Origin of the sequence: Lysobacter terrestris, from assembly GCF_014489475.1 — a bacterium.
GTDB classification, from domain to species: domain Bacteria; phylum Pseudomonadota; class Gammaproteobacteria; order Xanthomonadales; family Xanthomonadaceae; genus Agrilutibacter; species Agrilutibacter terrestris.
In genome coordinates this window covers 1,581,760-1,598,134 of record NZ_CP060820.1, presented here as the reverse complement: position 1 = coordinate 1,598,134, position 16,375 = coordinate 1,581,760, and the positions used below count along the sequence as shown (strand labels likewise).

The window sequence follows — 16,375 nt, the reverse complement described above, 5'->3', positions numbered from 1 at the left end:
CGCGCCCGGGTCTGCGACAATGCCCGCCGCCATCTCCCATTCAGCCGTGCGCCCCCATCCTTGCGCACGTTTTTGCCCGCGCACGCGAACCGACCATTCCGGCATGCCCGACACCTCGCCCATCGTCCGCATCGACCACCTCCGCCTCGACCGCGGCGGACGCACGGTGCTGCGCGACATCACCCTGTCGGTGCCGCGCGGCAGCATCGTCGCGGTGCTGGGGCCGTCGGGCAGCGGCAAGTCGACGCTGCTGTCGGCGCTCACCGGCGAGTTGGCACCGACGTCGGGCACGGTCGAAGTGCTGGGCCAGCCGGTGCCGCGCGCGCAGCGCGCGCTGCTGGAGCTGCGCAAGGGCATCGGCGTGCTGCTGCAGGGCAACGGCCTGCTCACCGACCTCACCGCCGCCGAGAACGTCGCCCTGCCGCTGCGCATGCACACCAGGTTGCCGCCGGCGCTGATCCGCCGCCTGGTGCTGATGAAGCTGCACGCGGTCGGCCTGCGCGCGGCCGCCGATGCCTACCCGCGCGAACTCTCCGGCGGCATGGCGCGCCGCGTCGCACTGGCCCGCGCCTTGGCGCTGGACCCGCCGCTGATGATCTACGACGAGCCGCTGACCGGCCTGGACCCGATCGCCTCTGGCGTGGTCATGGACCTGGTCAAGCGCCTCAACGACTCGCTCGGCCTGACCAGCATCATCGTCACCCACCACGTGCACGAAACCCTGCCGATCGCCGACCACGCGGTGGTGATCGCCAACGGCGGCATCGTGTTCTCGGGCACGCCGTCCGCGCTCGAAGCCAGCACCGATCCGCTGATCCGCCAGTTCCTCAACGGCGAACCGGACGGCCCGATTCCGTTCGAGAGCGCGGCGTTCAATTCGCGGGCGGAGGTCGCCTGATGCCGTTCGTGTCCACCACCCGCGCCATCGGCCGCGCCGGCCTGTTCACCCTGTCGGTGCTGCGCGCGAGCAAGCCCACCGCCGACTTCTTCCGCGAGCTGGTGCGCGAGATCTACAAGATCGGCGCGCGCACCCTGCCCATCGTCACCGTTGGCGGCGCCTTCGTCGGCCTGTCGGTGACCCTGCTGGGTTATCGCGCGCTCGACACCTACGGCGCTGCCAACCAGGTCAGCGCCATGCTCGGCCTGGGCATGTACCGCGAACTCGGCCCGGTGCTGACCGCGCTGCTGTTCATCGGCCGCGCCGGTTCCTCGATCGCGGCGGAACTCGGTTTGATGCGCGCCACCGACCAGATCACCGCGCTCGGCCTGATGGCGATCGATCCGATCGGCAAGGCGGTGGCGCCGCGTTTCTGGGCCGCGGTGATCTCGATGCCGCTGCTGACCGCGTTCTTCTGCAGCCTGGCGATCAGCGCCGGCTACTTCGAAGCGGTGCACGTGATCGGCATCGACCAGGGCTTCTTCTGGCAGGTGCTCAAGGACAGCGTCGACTTCCACGACGACTTCCTGATGGCGTTCGTGAAGTCGGGCGTGTTCGGCGCGGTCGCCGCGCTGGTCGCCGCGCACGTCGGCTACCACGCCGAGCCGACCATCGAGGGCACCTCGGTGGCGACGACGCAGGCGGTGGTCAACGCGTCGCTGCTGGTGCTGATGTTCAACTTCGTGATGTCGGCTTTGTTGTTCCGTTGATTCCGTAGCCCGGGTAAGGCCGCAGGCCGCACCCGGGAAGCGCCACCCGGGTGCGCTGCGCTTACCCGGGCTACGAAAAGGTGATCTATGCGTGGTCCAAGAATCGAATTCGCCGTCGGCGCCTTCCTGCTGCTCGCCCTGGGCTCGCTGCTGGTGCTGGCGCTGGCCTCGACCAACCGCAACTGGGGCTTCGGCAACAGCTCGTACGCGTTGAAGGCGCGTTTCACCGCGATCGGCGCGCTGCGCCCGAACGCACCGGTGAAAATCGCCGGCGTCGCGGTCGGCAAGGTGGCCGATATTCAGGTCGACCCGGTTAAATACGACTCCGTCGTGACCCTGGCCATCGACAACAAGTACAAGGACCTGCCCGGCGACACCGCCGCGGGCATCTTCACCAACGGCCTACTGGGCGAGAGCTACATCGGCCTCACCCCCGGCGGCGATCCGGAGCCGCTCAAGCCCGGCGACGAGATCTTCATGACCCAACCCGCGGTCGACCTGATCCAGCTGGTCGGCAAGTACATGTTCTCCGGCGGTGGCAAGCCCGCGGGCGATGCCGCCGCCTCGGACACCACCAGCACCGAATCTCCCGCCCCCACGGAAGAGCCCACGAAATGACCCACGCCATGTTCAAGAACAACCTGCTGTCCCTCGCCCTTGCCGCCGCGTTCGTCGCGGCGACGCCGGTCGCTGTCGCACAGGGCACCGCGCAGGCCGCGGCCGCCACCAAGGCCGGCACGCCGAGCAAGATGGTGCTCGACAACAGCACCCGCGTCCTGGCCACGCTGGAATCGCGCCGCGCCGAGTTCACCAAGAACCCGGCCACGCTGCGCCAGTTCATCACCAGCGAATTCAACGCGATGTTCGACCGCGACTACGCCGCGCGCCTGGTGCTCGGCACGCACGGCCGCGGCGCGTCGGACGCCGACGTCAAGCTGTTCGCCGATGCGCTCGCCGACAGCCTGATGGGCCGTTACGGCTCCTCGCTGCTCCAGTTCAACGCCAAGCTCAAGGTGCGGGTGAAGTCGGAAACGCCGCTGCCCAACGGCCGTGGCGTACGCGTATCCAGCGAATTCCTGCGCCAGGGCGGCGAGCCGATCCCGGTCGACTACCTGTTGCGCAACACCGGCACCGGCTGGAAGGTGTTCGACGTGATGGTGGAAGGCGTGAGCTTCGTGCAGACCTTCCGCTCGCAGTTCGACGGCCCGCTCAGCCGCAAGTCGATCGCGCAGGTCGCCGCCGACGTCAAGGCCGGCAAGCTGCAGGCCGACGCCAGCAAGTGACGCAAGATGGGCGGCGAGACGCCGCCCATCGCCTGCCGATCCACATTCCCGACCCCGCCATGACTGCCACCTGCCTCCGCCAGGACGACGCCCTGGTCTTCACCGGTCCGCTCGATCGCGCCGCGGCCGCCGCGTTGTGGCCGCAGCTGCACGCCGCAATCGCCGGCGTGCGCCGCTTCGACCTGACCGCGGTGCCGCGCGTGGACAGCGCCGGACTCGCGCTGCTGGCCGAGCTCGCCGCGATGGCCGGGGGCGGCATCGTGCTGCAGGGGCGCCCCGAAGGCCTGGACGAGTTGCGCGCCGCGTATCGCCTGCAGGACGATCTTTCCTTCGCCAGCTGAACTCTCGCCGCCGCATTTGCGGTAGCGTTGCCTGGCCGCCCTTCCTGGACAGCACCCCCATGCGTTCGAACGGACTCCCCCTCGCCCTGGCCGCGCTGCTCGCGCCTGCCTCCGCCTTCGCCCAGGCGGCGTCGCAGGAGGCGAATGCCGTGGGCGCCACTCCGGCCGCCGTTGCGGCGACGCAGACACAGACGCAGGCGATCGATGCCACGGCGATGCCGCAGGCGCCGGTGCCAACGGAAGCCACGACACCGGCACCCGCAAGCGAAAGCCCCGTGGCCGACACGGCCACGCCCGGCGGACCCGCACCGGAGTCCGAGGCGACGATCGCACCGGATGACGACGCTGCCGCGAGCGACGGCGTTGCGGCAGTCGCGCAGTCCGATACGGCCACCGGCGAAACGCCGCCGCTCGATCCGCAGACCACGGAACCGGCGCAGTCCGACGCCGAGCAGGCCTTCGCCGACATCTACGGCACGCAGGAATACGGCGACCCCAACCTGCCCGACGCCGCCGAAATGCCCGGCACCTTCGATCCGTGGGAGCGCTACAACCGGCGCATGCACCGCTTCAACAACGCGGTCGACCGCGGCATCGCGCGGCCGCTGGCACGCGGTTACGTCAAGGTGGTGCCGCGGCCGGTGCGCCTGGGCGTGAGCAACTTCTTCAACAACCTCAGCCAGCCGCTGACCATGGTCAACAGCCTGCTGCAGGGCAAGCCCAAGCAGGCCGGGCAGTCGCTCGGGCGCTTCCTGCTCAATTCGACCGTCGGCATCGGCGGCATCTTCGATCCGGCCTCGCGCGCCAAGATCCCGCAGAAAAGCGAGGACTTCGGGCAGACGCTGGGCGTGTGGGGCTGGAAGCGTTCGCGCTACTTCGAGCTGCCGTTGTTCGGCCCGCGCACGGTACGCGACGTGTTCGGCATGGCCGGCGACGCGCCGCTGAGCCCGTTGCGCCAGGTCGAAGCCGACAGGATCCGCATCCCGCTGCAGGGCCTGCAGCTGGTCGACGTGCGCGCGCAGCTGCTGTCGACCGACTCGCTGCGCGAGGGCGCCGAGGACGACTACACCCTGGTGCGCGATGCGTGGTCGCAGCGCCGCGATTACCAGATCTTCGGAGACCGCGCGAAGGCCGACGGCAGCGACCTGCCCGATTACCTGCGCGAGGACGAGGACGACTCGACCGTGCCGGTGGACGCGATCCCGGTGGTGGTGCCCGGCGGCGGTTGAGCCGTCGCGACCGATGAAAGGCCCGGGATGTCCCGGGCTTTTTTGTGGCTGGCGTCTCGCACCCGGACGGGCCCCAGCGCGGCGTAGGCCGCGCGTTCCTACTCAGGCCTCATCGTCATGCGGGTCCAGCTCGAGCAGGCGCTGGCTGGTGTCGGCAGGCAGGGCCTCGACGTTGCGAAGGTGGCGCTCGATCGTTCGGCTTTTGGACTCGGCCTTTCCCAGCTTGTTACTGGCCGCATCCAGTGACTTGCGCACCGCTGTCAGGGTGTCGCCGAACTTGCCGAACTCGGTCTTGACCGCCGACAGCAACTCACGCACCTCGCCGGAGCGACGCTGGATCGCCAGGGTCTGGAAGCCCATGCGCAGACTGTTAAGGACTGCCGCCAACGTGGTCGGCCCGGTCAAGACCACGCGCAACTCCCGCTGCATCGATTCCATCAGCCCGGGTCGACGCAGTACCTCGGCGAATAAGCCCTCAGTTGGCAAGAACAGCAGCGCATAATCGGTAGTGAACGGCGGGCTGAGGTACTTGTCTCGGATCTGCCGTGCTTGCAGCCGGATCGCGCGCTCCAGCGCGATGCCTGCTTCGGCAGCGGCCACGGTATCCGCATGTTCCTGTGCGTCGAGCAGGCGCTCGTAGTCCTCGCGCGGGAACTTGGCGTCGATCGGCAGCCACATCGGCGTGCCATCGTCAGCGCCAGGGAGGCGCACTGCGAACTCAACGCGTTCATTGCGCCCCGGAACAGGAGCGCAGTTGGCCTGATATTGCTCAGGTAGCAGGATCTGCTCCAAGAGCGCAGCGAGCTGCACCTCGCCGAAGATGCCGCGGGTCTTGACGTTGGTCAGCACGCGCTTGAGGTCGCCGACGCCGGTGGCGAGCTGCTGCATCTCGCCCAGCCCGCGCTGCACCTGCTCCAGCCGCTCGGAGACCAGGCGGAAGGATTCGCCCAGCCGCGTCTCCAGCGTCGACTGCAGTTTCTCGTCGACGGTGGCGCGCATCTGTTCGAGCTTGGCCGCGTTGTCGGCCTGCAGCTTCTGCAGCTGCGACTCCAGGGTGGTGCGCATCTCGCCCAGCCGCGCCTCGTTGTTGCGCGCGAGTTCGGCGATGCGCGCGTCCAGCGCCGCGGTGAACGTGCGCAGCGATTCGCTGCCTTCGTGCCGGGCCTTGCGCGCGTCCTCGCCGAGCGCGGCACGCAGTTCGTCCAGGCGCGCGTCGGTGCGCGCGGTGAACTCGCCCAGGCGCGCGTCGGTCTGCGCCGCCACCGCCTGCAGCTGCGTGCCGAAGCCGCCGATGCGCTGTTCCTGCAACACCGACAGGCTGTCCAGCTGCTGGCGCAATTCGCCGCGGCCTTCGCGCTGTTCGGCGCGCAACGCCTGCTCCAGCGACGTGTCGGGCCGGCGCAGCAACAGCAGGACGAGCAGGACGATGGCGACCGCGACGGCCACCAGCAGCAGGACGAGCAGCAGGGATTCGGACATGGCGCCAGTGTAACGGCCCGGGTCGCAGCGCATGCGACCGATGCGCGGCGCGTTATCCTCGCGCCGAACCCACGAACGGAGAGCGGACATGACGACGCACCAGGGCAGCTGCCACTGCGGCAAGGTGGCCTTCGAAGTGGACGGCGATATCGACAGCGGCCTCAGCTGCAACTGCTCGATCTGCCAGCGCAAGGGTTCGCTGCTGTGGTTCGTGCCGCGCGCGCAGCTGCGCATCACCGCGGGCGAGGACGCGCTGGCGACCTACACCTTCAACCGCCACGTGATCCGCCACCGCTTCTGCCCGGTCTGCGGCATGCACCCGTTCGGCGAAGGCACCGATCCCAAGGGCAACGCGATGGCCGCGATCAACCTGCGCTGCCTCACCGACATCGAACTCGAAAGCATCCCGGTGCACCACTACGACGGCCGTTCGAAGTGAGTACGTTCAGTCCTGCGCGAGCACGCGCTGCGGGTACGCGTACAGGTTGAAGGCGTCGCCGCGCGCGAACGCCGCCAGGGTGATGCCGGCGGCCTGCGCGGTGCGGATCGCCAGGTCGGTCGGCGCCGAGATCGCGACCACCACGCCGATCCCGGCGACCGCGGCCTTGTAGACGATCTCGTAGGACGCGCGCGAGGTGATCACGAGGAAGCCGGTTGCCGGATCGAGGCCGTCGCGCACCAGCGCGCCGATCACCTTGTCCAGCGCGTTGTGGCGGCCGACGTCCTCGCGCACCAGCAGCCCGCCCGCGTGCACGAAGCCGGCGGCATGCACGCCGCCGCTGCGCGTATTCAACGGCTGCTGCGCGGCCAACGCCGCCAGCGCCGCCTGGATGCGCGCGTACGACACCGGTTGCGGCTCGCGCACGCGCGGCACCGGGCGCAACGCGTCCTGCAAGGCTTCCACGCCGCACAGGCCGCAGCCGCTGCGGCCCTCCAGGGTGCGCCGCCGCTGCAACGCGTCGTAGCGCGCCTGCGGAATCGCCGCGTGCAGGGCGATGCCCGCTGCGCCATGCACCACGTCGACCAGGCGGAATTCGCCGGCGTCGGCCACCACGCCTTCGCTCAGGGCGAAGCCGAGGGCGAAGTCCTCCAGATCGCACGGCGTCGCCATCATCACCGCGAACGGCGCGCCGTTGCACAGCAGCGCCACCGGCGTTTCGACCACCGCGGCGTCCTCGCGCTCCACGCGGGCCTGCGCCTGCACGCGCAATGCCTGCACGCTGGCGAGCGCGTCGTTCATGCGTCCGCACCCGCGCACAGGCGCCGACCCTTCGCGGTCAGCCACAACACGGTGCGCGTGCCGTCGCTGCGTTGCTCGACCAGGTCGAGGCCGTCGAAGCGCGGGTCGGGTCCCAACGCGGTGAGCAGGCGCTGCAGTTCGCTCAGTCCCAGGCCCATGCGCTTGGCGACGCGATGGATCGACTGGCCGTCTTCGCCGGCCAGCAGTTGCAGCAGGGCCATGGCGCGCTCCTCGCTCATGCCGCCGCCCGTTTGCGCAGCCGTACCGGAATCGCCTTCGACGCCGGCGTGCGCGCGCGTTCGGCGTAACTGTCCAGCGGCACCAGCGGATTGGTCTCGGGGAAGTACGCGGCCAGGCAGCCGGCGGGAATGTCGTACGCGACCAGGCGGAAGTCGGGCGCCTCGCGTTCCTGCAACTGCGCACCCTCGCCCCACACCGACACCAGGTCGACGTGCTCGCCGTCGGCGAAGCCGAGCCGCTGCAGGTCCGCGGGCGCGATGAAGCAGACCCGGCGCAGGCCGTGCACGCCGCGGTAGCGGTCGTCGAGGCCGTACACGGTGGTGTTGTACTGGTCGTGCGAGCGCACCGTCATCAAGGTCAGCAGGCCGGCGTCGCGCGCGCGCACGCCGATGAGCGGATGCACGAAGAAGTGCGCGCAACAGTCGTGGGTAGGGAAGGCGCGTTCGCGGTTGGGATGGTGCAGGTGGAAGCCGCCGGCGCTGCGCACGCGTGCGTTGAAATCGTCGAAGCCGTCGACCACCCGCGCGATGCGCGCACGGATGCGGTCGTAGTCCTCGACCAGCGCCAGCCACGGCGTACGGCTGCGCGGCAGCGTCGCCGCGGCCAGTCGCGCGACGATCGCCGGTTCGGACAGCAGCTGCTCCGACGCCGGCGGATTCATCCCCGCCGACAGGTGCACCATGCTCATCGAATCCTCGACCGTCACCGCCTGCGGGCCCGCGGCCTGCACGTCGATCTCGGTGCGGCCCAGGCACGGCAGGATCAGCGCATCGCGGCCGTGCACCAGGTGCGAGCGGTTGAGCTTGGTGCTGACGTGCACGGTGAGCTCGCAGTGGCGCAACGCCGCCTGCGTCGCCACGGTGTCGGGCGTGGCCGCGGCGAAGTTGCCGCCGAGCGCGAAGAACACCTTGCCGCGGCCGTCGCGCATCGCCGCGATCGCATCGAGCGTGTCGAAGCCGTGCGCGCGCGGCGGGGCGAAGCCGAATTCGGCGCCGAGCGCGTCGAGGAAGGCGTCCGCCGGCTTCTCGTAGATGCCCATCGTGCGGTCGCCCTGCACGTTGGAATGGCCGCGCACCGGGCACGGGCCCGCGCCGGGCTTGCCGACGTTGCCGCGCAGCAGCAGCAGGTTGCCGAGCATCTGGATGGTGGCGACGCTGCGGTGGTGCTGGGTGATGCCCATGCCCCAGCAGAAGATCGTCGCGTCGCTGTCGATGTACAGCTGCGCGGCGTGTTCGAGCTGGGCGCGGGTGAGGCCGGACTCGCATTCCAGCTCCGGCCATTCCAGCGCGCGCACGCTGGCGGCGAACAGCTCGAAGCCGTGGGTGTGCGCGGCGATGAAGTCGCGATCGACCGCGCCGCGTTCGACCACCACCTTGGCCATCGCCAGCGCCACCGCGAGGTCGCCGCCGATGCGCGGCTGGAAATAATCCGAGGCGATGCGCACGCCCGCGCTACCGGGACGCATGTCGGCCGGCGACTTCGGATCGGCGAAGCGCTCCAGCCCGCGTTCGCGCAGCGGATTGAAGGCGACGATGCGGCAGCCGCGCTTGGCCGCTTCGCGCAGCTCGCCGAGCATGCGCGGGTGGTTGGTGCCCGGGTTCTGGCCGAAGACGAAGATCGCCTGCGCGCGTTCGAAATCCTGCAGCAGCACCGAACCCTTGCCGCTGCCGAACTGCTCGATCAGGGCGACACCGGACGGTTCGTGGCACATGTTCGAGCAGTCGGGCAGGTTGTTGGTGCCGAATTCGCGCACGAACAGCTGGTACAGGAACGCCGCCTCGTTGGAGGCGCGCCCGGAGGTATAGAAGATCGCCTCGTCGGGCGAAGCCAGCGCGTTGAGCGCCGCGGCGATGCGTGCGAACGCGTCATCCCAGGTGATCGGCAGGTAGCGATCGCTGCCGGCATCGAAGGCCATCGGCTCGGTGAGCCGGCCCTGCGCCTCGAGGAAGTGGTCGTCCTGCGCGAGCAGTGCGGTGACCGAGTGCGCGGCGAAGAACTCGCGGGTGACGCGCTTGCCGGTCGCCTCGTTGGCAACCGCCTTCACCCCGTTCTCGCAGAACTCGAAGGTCGAGTGCGCGTTGCGGTCCGGCCAGGCGCAGCCGGGGCAATCGAAACCGGCGGGCTGGTTGGTGCGCAGCAGCGTGCTGGCGCCCTTCATCACCACCTGCTGCTCGCGCAGCGCATGCCAGGAACTCTTCAGCGCATCCCAGCCACCGGCAGGCTTGAGGTACACGTCGATGGGCTTGCGCTGGGACATGCGCGCGGGATCCGGGCTGAACGGCGATTGCACTGAACCCCGATTCTAGCGCCGCGTCCAAGCGGGGGTGGCCGTTGCCGGTGCGGAACACGTTGTCCTTGGCGAGGGAGAAGCATCAATGCCAAATGGAGAAAGGACATGGCAACCGCAAGGAAAAAGCCCGGTGCGACCCGCACCCAGACCACCCGCACCCAGACCGCGCGCGCAAGCAAGCCGCGCGAGAGCAAACCGGACCGCAAGGGCCGCAAGCGTCCGCCCAGGACCATCGAGGAACGCCTGCGCAAGTACCAGCTGGACGCCGCCGGCTACGAGTTCATTCCCGCCCTGATGCACGAGTTCCGCCGCATCCTCTCGGGCGACCGCTCCGGTGCCAACCACGACGAACGCTTCCTGCGTGCCCTGCAGAGCGTCAAGGGCGGCCGCGAGTGGCTGCTCGCCGCACTCGACCGACACGAAAAGCTGCCGTACGAGCTCAAGCAACGGATCTTCTCGCCGCGCTATCTGAACATGGCGCCGGCACAGGCCGTCGGCATCGACGAGATGGCCGCCATCATCGCGCGCGGCGCCAAGGCCAGCGGCCTGAATGTCAACGCGGCGGCAATTCGCATCATGGCTGCGCGCAAGCACGATTGCTGCTGTTGCTGCGACGACGGCGGCGGCGAGGGCACGCCGCCCCGCCCGCAACCCAACGCCTACGAACTGTCGTTCACCCGGCTCTATTGCATCGACGAGAGCGATCCGGAATGGGGCTGGGGCGTGCACGACGAACCCTACGGCGTGTTCGCGGTGATCACCGAGGCAATGGCCGAGGGCGGCACCGCCGCGATCGGGTACCACACCCCGGTCTACGAGGAAGTCGACGATGGCGACACGCGCCCCGGCAGCGGCGATGAGAACCTGCGCCTGTACGGCTTCGCCGGCCCTCGTGCGCTCGATTCCAACGTGCTGGTCACCGCCACCTGCTTCGAACACGACCTGGGCGATGTCAGCGACATCACCGACAAGGTGCGCGCGGCCCTGACCGCGGTGGCGACGAAAGCCGCCGCGGCCGGTGGCGTAGTCGGCTGGATCATCGCGGCCGCCGCTGTGATCGGTATCGGCGTGAGTTACCTGGTGGATCTGATCGGCGCGGACGACCAGATCGGCGGTACGCGCCAAGTCTCGCTCAACCAGGCGCAGGCCGACAGCCTCACCGCGGGCAGCAATCCGTATGTCTTCCCCGCGCTGCGCTTCGATGGAGGCGATGACGACGGCATCTACGACTTCTACCTCAGGTTGCGACGTGCCTGATCGGTGCGTGCGGCGCGCGCGACAGGATGTCGCTCCGTCATTGCGGAGCCCGCGCTGAGGCCCTGCGACTGCGGCGCCGGCGCCCGCCACGGATGGCCGGTGCCGGCGATGGACGCCTCAGTCCAGCACGCGGCAGAACACCGCCTTGAGGTAGCGCGACTCGGGTACCTGCGCGAGGAACGGGTGGTCGGCGCCGGCGCCGGCCACTTTCAGCACCTGCACGGTGCGGCCGGCGTAGAACGCGGCGCGGCGCAGCATGTCGAGGAACTGGTCCTCGCTGACCAGGCCGGTGCAGGAGAACGTCGCGAACAGGCCGCCCGGCTTCACCACGCCGAGCGCGAGCTTGTTCATGTCGAGGTACTTCTTCAGCGCGGCGATCACCTGCTCGCGGTCGCGGGTCATCTTCGCCGGATCGAGGATCACCACGTCGAACTGCTCGCCCGCGTTGCCGGCGTCGCGCAGCCACGGAAAGATGTCGGCCTGGACGAAGCGCGGGCGCACGTTGTTGAGCTTGGCATTGCCCTTGGCGATCTCGATCACCGCCTCGTCGATGTCGATGCCGACCACTTCCGAAGCACCGCGCACCGCCGAGTACACCGCGAAGCCGCCGGTGTTGCAGCACAGGTCGAGCACGCGCTTGCCTTCGACCTGCTGCGACAACCACTGGCGGTTCTCGCGCTGGTCGGCGAAGAAGCCGGTCTTGTGCGCGCCGGCGGGGTCGGCGCGGAACTTCACGCCGTATTCGCTGATGACGGCCGGTTGCGCCGGTTCGCTGCCGCGGAAGTCGAACGACTCCTGCTTCTGCACGTGCTCGTCGGCGGAGGCGTGGAAGCGGCAGCCCGGGAACTGCTGGCGCAGGGCGTCGTAGATCCATTCGCGGTAGCGGAACGCGCCGGCGCTGAAGAACTCGACCACCAGCAGGTCGGCGTAACGGTCGACGACCAGGCCGCTGATGCCGTCGCCCTCGCTGTGCACCACGCGCCAGGCGTCGCTGATGGCGTCGAGTTTGAGCACGTCGCGGCGCAGCTGCACCGCATCGGCGATCTTGCGCGCGAACCAGGCGGCGTCGACTTCGACATCCGGGTCGCGTTCGAGCATGCGCAGGGCGATGCGCGAATGGCCGTTGTAGAAGCCGCGGCCGATCCAGACGCCATCCACGCCGACGACGTCGACGATCTGGCCGGACTTGGGGCGCTGCGCGGGCTTGTCGACCAGGCGCTGGAAGATCCAGGGGTGGGTGGAGTTCCAGGCGTTCTTGAGGCGGACGACGGGGTTCGGTGCGGGGGTATTCATCGCGGCATTTTACGCGGTGGGGCGAGCCGGGCTTGGCTGTCTGCTGTCCTTCTCCCCGCTGGCAGCGGGGAGAAGGTGCCCGAAGGGCGGATGAGGGGCGCTTTTCGCCACGCGCCACGCCCCCTCACCCTGCGTTGCTTGCGCAACGCGGTCCCTCGCTATGCCCCCGGCCCTTCGCTCAGCGCAGGGGCGTTCAGTCGGGCGTGCGTCAGTGGCGCACAAGCGCCCGTCTTCACCCCGCAAGCGGGGCGAGGGGGAGCTAATGGCGCCTCGCGCGCTCGGGATTCAATGTCCCGCACTCCCGCCCTTGCATCGGCGCGCCCGCGCCGCCACTGCAATCGCATGCACCTGCCCAGCCCCGAATTCCCCGCCGACAGCCCGGCCCAGCGCGCCCACGACCGCGGCCGGCTGTTGCGCGCCTTCAACCTCAGCTTCGCCTTCGTGCTGCTGCTGGGCCTGGTGTTCCTCGCCCAGCCGGCGTTCGAGCTGGGGCCGTGGACGGTGCAGCCGCACGCCTGGGCCGGCCTCGTCGGCGTGCTGACCGCGCCGCTGCTGCACGGTTCGCTCGAGCACTGGGCGGCCAACGCGATCTCGCTGCTGCTGCTGGGCACGCTGGCCGGCAGCGTGTACCCGCGGGCGACGCTGCGCGCCCTGCCGCTGCTGTGGCTGGGCTCGGGGCTGGGCGCGTGGCTGCTGGGCGAAGCCGGCTCGCACCACCTGGGCGCCAGCGGCCTGACCCACGGCCTGATGTTCCTGGTCCTCGGCCTCGGCCTGCTGCGCCGCGACCGGCCCTCGGTGGCGGCGGCGATGATCGCCTTCTTCCTCTACGGCGGGATGCTGCTGACCGTGCTGCCGCGCGAGGCCGGGGTGTCCTGGCAGGCGCACCTGGGCGGCGCGGCGGCCGGCGTGGTCGCGGCCTGGCTGTTCCGCCGCAGCGACCCGCTGCCGCCGCGGCGCAAGTACAGCTGGGAAATCGAGGAAGAACTGGCCGCGCAGGCCGCACTGGAGGAGCACGACACGCTCGAGCCGCGCCGCCCCGCGGAGGTGCCGGTGCTGTGGAACCGTCCGGTGCCCGGTGACGAACGCGGCGTGGTTCTGCGCTTCCGGCCGCCGCACTGACAGGGCCCCCGGGCTGTGCCGGCTTTGGCGCTTTTGTTAACGTAAATTTGACAATACTGAAGGGGCGCGCCACCTTGTCGCGCGCCCAGTGAGGGCGCTCAACTTTTTTATGGATAAACGAATGAAGAAGATCCTGGTTCTTTCCGCCGCGCTGGCCCTGGCCGGCCTGTCCACTTCCGCCATGGCCGCTGGCGGCCAGGGCTTCGCCCGCGTTGAAGTCGGCAATTCCGACGTCGACGTCGACGTCTCGGGCCTGGGCAGCGGCAGCGACAGCGACACCGGCTACTCGCTGCGCGGCGGTTACTACTTCAACGACAACTTCGCCGTCGAAGGCGCCTACAACAGCCTGTACGACCAGGACGGCGCCGAGCTGACCAGCTTCGGCGTGGGCCTGATGGCGAAGAAGAGCTTCGGCGCCAACAACAGCGGCTTCTTCATCGACGGCCGCATCGGCGTCGAGCGCGTCAAGGGCGACGTCGACGGTTCCGACACCTCGACCGAGCCGTACTACGGCGTCGGCGCCGGCTACGACTTCAGCGAGTCGTTCGGCCTGAGCCTGAACTACGACTTCCACAGCGCCGATTTCGACGGCGTCTCGGTCGACGCCGACACGCTGAACCTGGCCGGCGAATTCCGCTTCTGATCGTCGCCTCGAGCAACACCGGAACGGCCGCCCTGTGCGGCCGTTTCTTTTGGCGCCCCTCGGCGCCAACGTTGGATGCAGGCACACTGGCGGCCACCGCGCGCCGCATCAAGGAAGACACCTTGGAAGAAACCCTGGAAGCCAACCTCTACGCACCCCCGACCGCCGTGGTCATGGATGCGCCCGCGCGCGTGCGCGCGCCCGAGTTCTACGTGGTCGCGCGCACGAAGTTCATCGTGCTGCTGGTGGCCACCCTCGGCATGTACCAGATCTACTGGTTCTACCGGCACTGGGCGCGCTATCGCAGCTACAACAAGGCCAATATCTCGCCGATCTGGCGCGCGATCTTCCCGGTGTTCTTCGCCCATTCGCTCGGCCGCGACATCCGCCAATCGCTGGCCCGCACCGGCATCGCGCACCGCTGGTGGCCCAACCTGCTGGCGTGGGGCTACGTCGTAGCCCAGATCATCTCGACCGTGTGTGACCGGCTGGCGGCGAAGGAGATCGGTTCGCCCACCACCGACCTGGTCGCGACTGTCGCGCTGCTGCCCATCGGCTATTGCATGTGGGGCCTGCAGAAGGCCGCCAACCTCGCCTGCGCCCAGCCCCACGGCGAATCCAATCGCGACTTCACCTGGGCCAACTGGGTGTGGATCGTGATCGGTGCGCTGCTGTGGCTCGTCATCCTGCTGGGATGGGCGGTCATGCTCGGCTGGATCACGTTCGACTGACCGGGAACGCGCACCTCACCCCCGCGGCAGCGGCAGGCCGCGGAACGCCTTGACCGTGCGCAGCACGAAGCTGGAATTCACGTCGGCCACGCCGGCCTGGTTGAGCAGGTGGTCGAGCAGGAAGCGCGAGAAGTGCTCGAGGTCGCGCACCGCGACCTGCAGCAGGTAGTCCATGTCGCCGGTCAGGGCGTGGCAGGCGACGACCTCGTCCCACTGGTTGACGAAGTCGGCGAAGGCGGCGACCGAGGCCGCGTCGTGGTGACGCAGCTGCACGCGGACGAAGGCCTGCAAGCCCAGGCCCAGGCGCTCGGGGTCGACCTCGGCACGGTAGCCGGCGATCACCCCCTCGCGCTCCAGCCGCTGCAGCCGGCGCAGGCAGGCCGAGGCGGACAGGTGCACGCGTTCGGCCAGTTCGGCATTGGTCTGGCGGCCGTTGCGCTGCAGTTCGGCCAGCAGCAGCAGGTCGATGCGGTCGAGTTCGATGGCGGGCATGGCGGCTTCATGCAAGGATTTCGTTATCTGCGCAAGAATCATGCGCGCCACGGCGTAATCCATGCAACAACGCAAGCCCATTGCGCGCCGGACCCGCTATTTTTCGTATGAGCGCTGTTGCGCGCCCGGCCATCCCTGCGCCGGGGCTTCCACGGATTCCGCATGAACACCCCCAGCCGCGTCGAACACCAGCTCACCGACAAGGGCTACGTCCCGGTCTACACCACCGCCGTGGTCGAGCAGCCCTGGTCCAGCTACACCGGCAGCGACCACGCGGTGTGGGCGACGCTGTTCGAGCGTCAGCAGCAGATCCTGGTCGGCCGCGCCTCGGACGAGTTCCTGCGCCAGCAGCGCGCGATGGGCATGGCGCCCGACCGCATCCCCAAGTTCGACGAGCTCAACCGCGTGCTGCGCGCGGCCACCGGCTGGGAACTGATCGGGGTCGAAGGCCTGCTGCCCGAACTCACCTTCTTCGAACACCTCGCCCACCGCCGCTTCCCGGTGACGTGGTGGATCCGCAAGCCCGAGCAGCTCGATTACCTGAGCGAGCCGGACCTGTTCCACGACCTGTTCGGCCACGTGCCGCTGCTGATGAATCCCGTGTTCGCCGACTACATGCAGGCCTACGGCCGCGGCGGCGTGAAGGCGCATGCGATCGGCCCGGACGCGCTGGTCAACCTGACCCGCCTGTACTGGTACACGGTGGAGTTCGGCCTGATCAGGCAGCCCGACGGCCTGCGCATCTACGGCAGCGGCATCGTCTCGTCGAAGGGCGAGTCGATCCACTGCCTGGAAAGCGCCGCGCCCAACCGGATTGGCTTTGACCTCGAGCGGATCATGCGCACGCGCTACCGCATCGACACCTACCAGAAGACCTACTTCGTCATCGACAGCTACGAGCAGCTGATGGAAGCGACGACGCCGGACTTCACCCCGATCTACGCGGCGCTGGCGCAGCAGGACTCCATTCCCGCCGGCAACGTGCTTGCCACCGACACCGTCTACAACCGCGGCACCGGCGAAGGCTGGTTGAACGACGGCGACGTCTGAGCGCAGCGCGGCCCGTGCCGCGAACCGCCGGTTAAGCTGTC

The 16,375-nt window shown here is 69.2% G+C and carries 18 protein-coding genes; 12 read left to right on the top strand and 6 right to left on the bottom strand.

All coding sequences use genetic code 11. The annotated features are described in order from the left end of the window. Window positions 1-103 precede the first annotated feature (103 nt). The 6 genes from H8B22_RS07535 to H8B22_RS07510 all read left to right on the top strand — a co-directional run bounded on the left by H8B22_RS07535 (window position 104) and on the right by H8B22_RS07510 (window position 4,500). Window positions 104-898: an ABC transporter ATP-binding protein gene (locus H8B22_RS07535; RefSeq protein ID WP_187710847.1), complete on the top strand. Its 795-nt coding sequence runs from the start codon at window positions 104-106 to the stop codon at window positions 896-898. Next, complete coding sequence (locus H8B22_RS07530; RefSeq protein WP_187710846.1) at window positions 898-1,647, top strand: MlaE family lipid ABC transporter permease subunit; 750 nt, start codon at window positions 898-900, stop codon at window positions 1,645-1,647. The genes H8B22_RS07535 and H8B22_RS07530 overlap by 1 nt, the downstream gene beginning before the upstream one ends. Window positions 1,648-1,734: 87 nt before the next feature. Further along, entirely contained in the window at window positions 1,735-2,265 is a 531-nt protein-coding gene (gene mlaD, locus H8B22_RS07525; RefSeq protein ID WP_187710845.1) for an outer membrane lipid asymmetry maintenance protein MlaD, read from the top strand. Then, window positions 2,262-2,930: an MlaC/ttg2D family ABC transporter substrate-binding protein gene (locus H8B22_RS07520; protein WP_225876156.1), complete on the top strand. Its 669-nt coding sequence runs from the start codon at window positions 2,262-2,264 to the stop codon at window positions 2,928-2,930. Before mlaD ends, H8B22_RS07520 begins: the two co-directional genes overlap by 4 nt. A 59-nt stretch (window positions 2,931-2,989) precedes the next feature. After that, window positions 2,990-3,271, top strand: a complete 282-nt coding sequence (locus H8B22_RS07515) for an STAS domain-containing protein (protein ID WP_187710844.1) — start codon at window positions 2,990-2,992, stop codon at window positions 3,269-3,271. A gap of 215 nt (window positions 3,272-3,486) precedes the next feature. Then, entirely contained in the window at window positions 3,487-4,500 is a 1,014-nt protein-coding gene (locus H8B22_RS07510) for an MlaA family lipoprotein (RefSeq protein WP_187713568.1), read from the top strand. 102 nt (window positions 4,501-4,602) lie between these two features. On the opposite strand, the gene rmuC is transcribed toward H8B22_RS07510, so the two are convergent. Beyond that, the gene (rmuC, locus tag H8B22_RS07505; RefSeq protein ID WP_187713567.1) at window positions 4,603-5,979 is read right to left on the bottom strand and encodes a DNA recombination protein RmuC; all 1,377 of its coding nucleotides are present in this window, start codon (window positions 5,977-5,979) and stop codon (window positions 4,603-4,605) included. 88 nt (window positions 5,980-6,067) lie between these two features. Between rmuC and H8B22_RS07500 the strand changes: the two genes are divergently transcribed. Then, a complete protein-coding gene (locus H8B22_RS07500) occupies window positions 6,068-6,418 on the top strand; it encodes a GFA family protein (protein WP_187710843.1) in 351 nt (116 codons plus the stop codon). Between the two features lie 6 nt (window positions 6,419-6,424). On the opposite strand, the gene fdhD is transcribed toward H8B22_RS07500, so the two are convergent. Genes fdhD through H8B22_RS07485 form a run of 3 tightly spaced genes read right to left on the bottom strand, consistent with a single transcriptional unit; the run spans window position 6,425 to window position 9,716 of the window. Continuing rightward, a complete protein-coding gene (fdhD, locus tag H8B22_RS07495) occupies window positions 6,425-7,219 on the bottom strand; it encodes a formate dehydrogenase accessory sulfurtransferase FdhD (RefSeq protein WP_187710842.1) in 795 nt (264 codons plus the stop codon). After that, the gene (locus H8B22_RS07490) at window positions 7,216-7,440 is read right to left on the bottom strand and encodes a hypothetical protein (RefSeq protein WP_187710841.1); all 225 of its coding nucleotides are present in this window, start codon (window positions 7,438-7,440) and stop codon (window positions 7,216-7,218) included. Before H8B22_RS07490 ends, fdhD begins: the two co-directional genes overlap by 4 nt. 14 nt (window positions 7,441-7,454) lie before the next feature. Further along, entirely contained in the window at window positions 7,455-9,716 is a 2,262-nt protein-coding gene (locus H8B22_RS07485; RefSeq protein WP_187710840.1) for an FdhF/YdeP family oxidoreductase, read from the bottom strand. Between the two features lie 138 nt (window positions 9,717-9,854). Here H8B22_RS07485 and H8B22_RS07480 point away from each other — a divergent pair, with 138 nt between their 5' ends. Continuing rightward, window positions 9,855-11,006, top strand: a complete 1,152-nt coding sequence (locus tag H8B22_RS07480; protein ID WP_187710839.1) for a hypothetical protein — start codon at window positions 9,855-9,857, stop codon at window positions 11,004-11,006. Between the two features lie 117 nt (window positions 11,007-11,123). Here H8B22_RS07480 and H8B22_RS07475 read toward each other — a convergent pair whose 3' ends face one another. Beyond that, window positions 11,124-12,299, bottom strand: coding sequence for a class I SAM-dependent rRNA methyltransferase (locus H8B22_RS07475; RefSeq protein ID WP_187710838.1), 1,176 nt, complete (start codon window positions 12,297-12,299; stop codon window positions 11,124-11,126). A 342-nt stretch (window positions 12,300-12,641) separates the two neighbouring features. On the opposite strand from H8B22_RS07475, the gene H8B22_RS07470 reads away from it, so the two are divergent. The 3 genes from H8B22_RS07470 to H8B22_RS07460 all read left to right on the top strand — a co-directional run bounded on the left by H8B22_RS07470 (window position 12,642) and on the right by H8B22_RS07460 (window position 14,792). After that, window positions 12,642-13,418 (top strand): rhomboid family intramembrane serine protease, encoded by a 777-nt coding sequence (locus H8B22_RS07470; protein ID WP_187710837.1) that lies wholly within the window; start codon window positions 12,642-12,644, stop codon window positions 13,416-13,418. 121 nt (window positions 13,419-13,539) lie between these two features. Continuing rightward, a complete protein-coding gene (locus H8B22_RS07465) occupies window positions 13,540-14,061 on the top strand; it encodes a porin family protein (protein WP_187710836.1) in 522 nt (173 codons plus the stop codon). 71 nt (window positions 14,062-14,132) lie between these two features. Next, complete coding sequence (locus tag H8B22_RS07460) at window positions 14,133-14,792, top strand: hypothetical protein (protein ID WP_187710835.1); 660 nt, start codon at window positions 14,133-14,135, stop codon at window positions 14,790-14,792. A gap of 15 nt (window positions 14,793-14,807) precedes the next feature. On the opposite strand, the gene H8B22_RS07455 is transcribed toward H8B22_RS07460, so the two are convergent. Continuing rightward, window positions 14,808-15,284 (bottom strand): Lrp/AsnC family transcriptional regulator, encoded by a 477-nt coding sequence (locus tag H8B22_RS07455; protein ID WP_187710834.1) that lies wholly within the window; start codon window positions 15,282-15,284, stop codon window positions 14,808-14,810. A gap of 162 nt (window positions 15,285-15,446) precedes the next feature. Between H8B22_RS07455 and phhA the strand changes: the two genes are divergently transcribed. Next, window positions 15,447-16,334 (top strand): phenylalanine 4-monooxygenase, encoded by an 888-nt coding sequence (gene phhA / locus H8B22_RS07450; protein ID WP_187710833.1) that lies wholly within the window; start codon window positions 15,447-15,449, stop codon window positions 16,332-16,334. Window positions 16,335-16,375: the final 41 nt, after the last annotated feature.

Excerpts from the sequence above, each read along its gene's own strand:
- H8B22_RS07535 (WP_187710847.1), top strand. The coding sequence starts at position 104 with ATGCCCGACACCTCGCCCATCGTCCGCATCGACCACCTCCGCCTCGAC.
- H8B22_RS07530 (WP_187710846.1), top strand. The coding sequence starts at position 898 with ATGCCGTTCGTGTCCACCACCCGCGCCATCGGCCGCGCCGGCCTGTTC.
- mlaD (WP_187710845.1), top strand. The coding sequence starts at position 1,735 with ATGCGTGGTCCAAGAATCGAATTCGCCGTCGGCGCCTTCCTGCTGCTC.
- H8B22_RS07520 (WP_225876156.1), top strand. The coding sequence starts at position 2,262 with ATGACCCACGCCATGTTCAAGAACAACCTGCTGTCCCTCGCCCTTGCC.
- H8B22_RS07515 (WP_187710844.1), top strand. The coding sequence starts at position 2,990 with ATGACTGCCACCTGCCTCCGCCAGGACGACGCCCTGGTCTTCACCGGT.
- H8B22_RS07510 (WP_187713568.1), top strand. The coding sequence starts at position 3,487 with ATGCCGCAGGCGCCGGTGCCAACGGAAGCCACGACACCGGCACCCGCA.
- rmuC (WP_187713567.1), bottom strand. The coding sequence starts at position 5,979 with ATGTCCGAATCCCTGCTGCTCGTCCTGCTGCTGGTGGCCGTCGCGGTC.
- H8B22_RS07500 (WP_187710843.1), top strand. The coding sequence starts at position 6,068 with ATGACGACGCACCAGGGCAGCTGCCACTGCGGCAAGGTGGCCTTCGAA.
- fdhD (WP_187710842.1), bottom strand. The coding sequence starts at position 7,219 with ATGAACGACGCGCTCGCCAGCGTGCAGGCATTGCGCGTGCAGGCGCAG.
- H8B22_RS07490 (WP_187710841.1), bottom strand. The coding sequence starts at position 7,440 with ATGGCCCTGCTGCAACTGCTGGCCGGCGAAGACGGCCAGTCGATCCAT.
- H8B22_RS07485 (WP_187710840.1), bottom strand. The coding sequence starts at position 9,716 with ATGTCCCAGCGCAAGCCCATCGACGTGTACCTCAAGCCTGCCGGTGGC.
- H8B22_RS07480 (WP_187710839.1), top strand. The coding sequence starts at position 9,855 with ATGGCAACCGCAAGGAAAAAGCCCGGTGCGACCCGCACCCAGACCACC.
- H8B22_RS07475 (WP_187710838.1), bottom strand. The coding sequence starts at position 12,299 with ATGAATACCCCCGCACCGAACCCCGTCGTCCGCCTCAAGAACGCCTGG.
- H8B22_RS07470 (WP_187710837.1), top strand. The coding sequence starts at position 12,642 with ATGCACCTGCCCAGCCCCGAATTCCCCGCCGACAGCCCGGCCCAGCGC.
- H8B22_RS07465 (WP_187710836.1), top strand. The coding sequence starts at position 13,540 with ATGAAGAAGATCCTGGTTCTTTCCGCCGCGCTGGCCCTGGCCGGCCTG.
- H8B22_RS07455 (WP_187710834.1), bottom strand. The coding sequence starts at position 15,284 with ATGCCCGCCATCGAACTCGACCGCATCGACCTGCTGCTGCTGGCCGAA.
- phhA (WP_187710833.1), top strand. The coding sequence starts at position 15,447 with ATGAACACCCCCAGCCGCGTCGAACACCAGCTCACCGACAAGGGCTAC.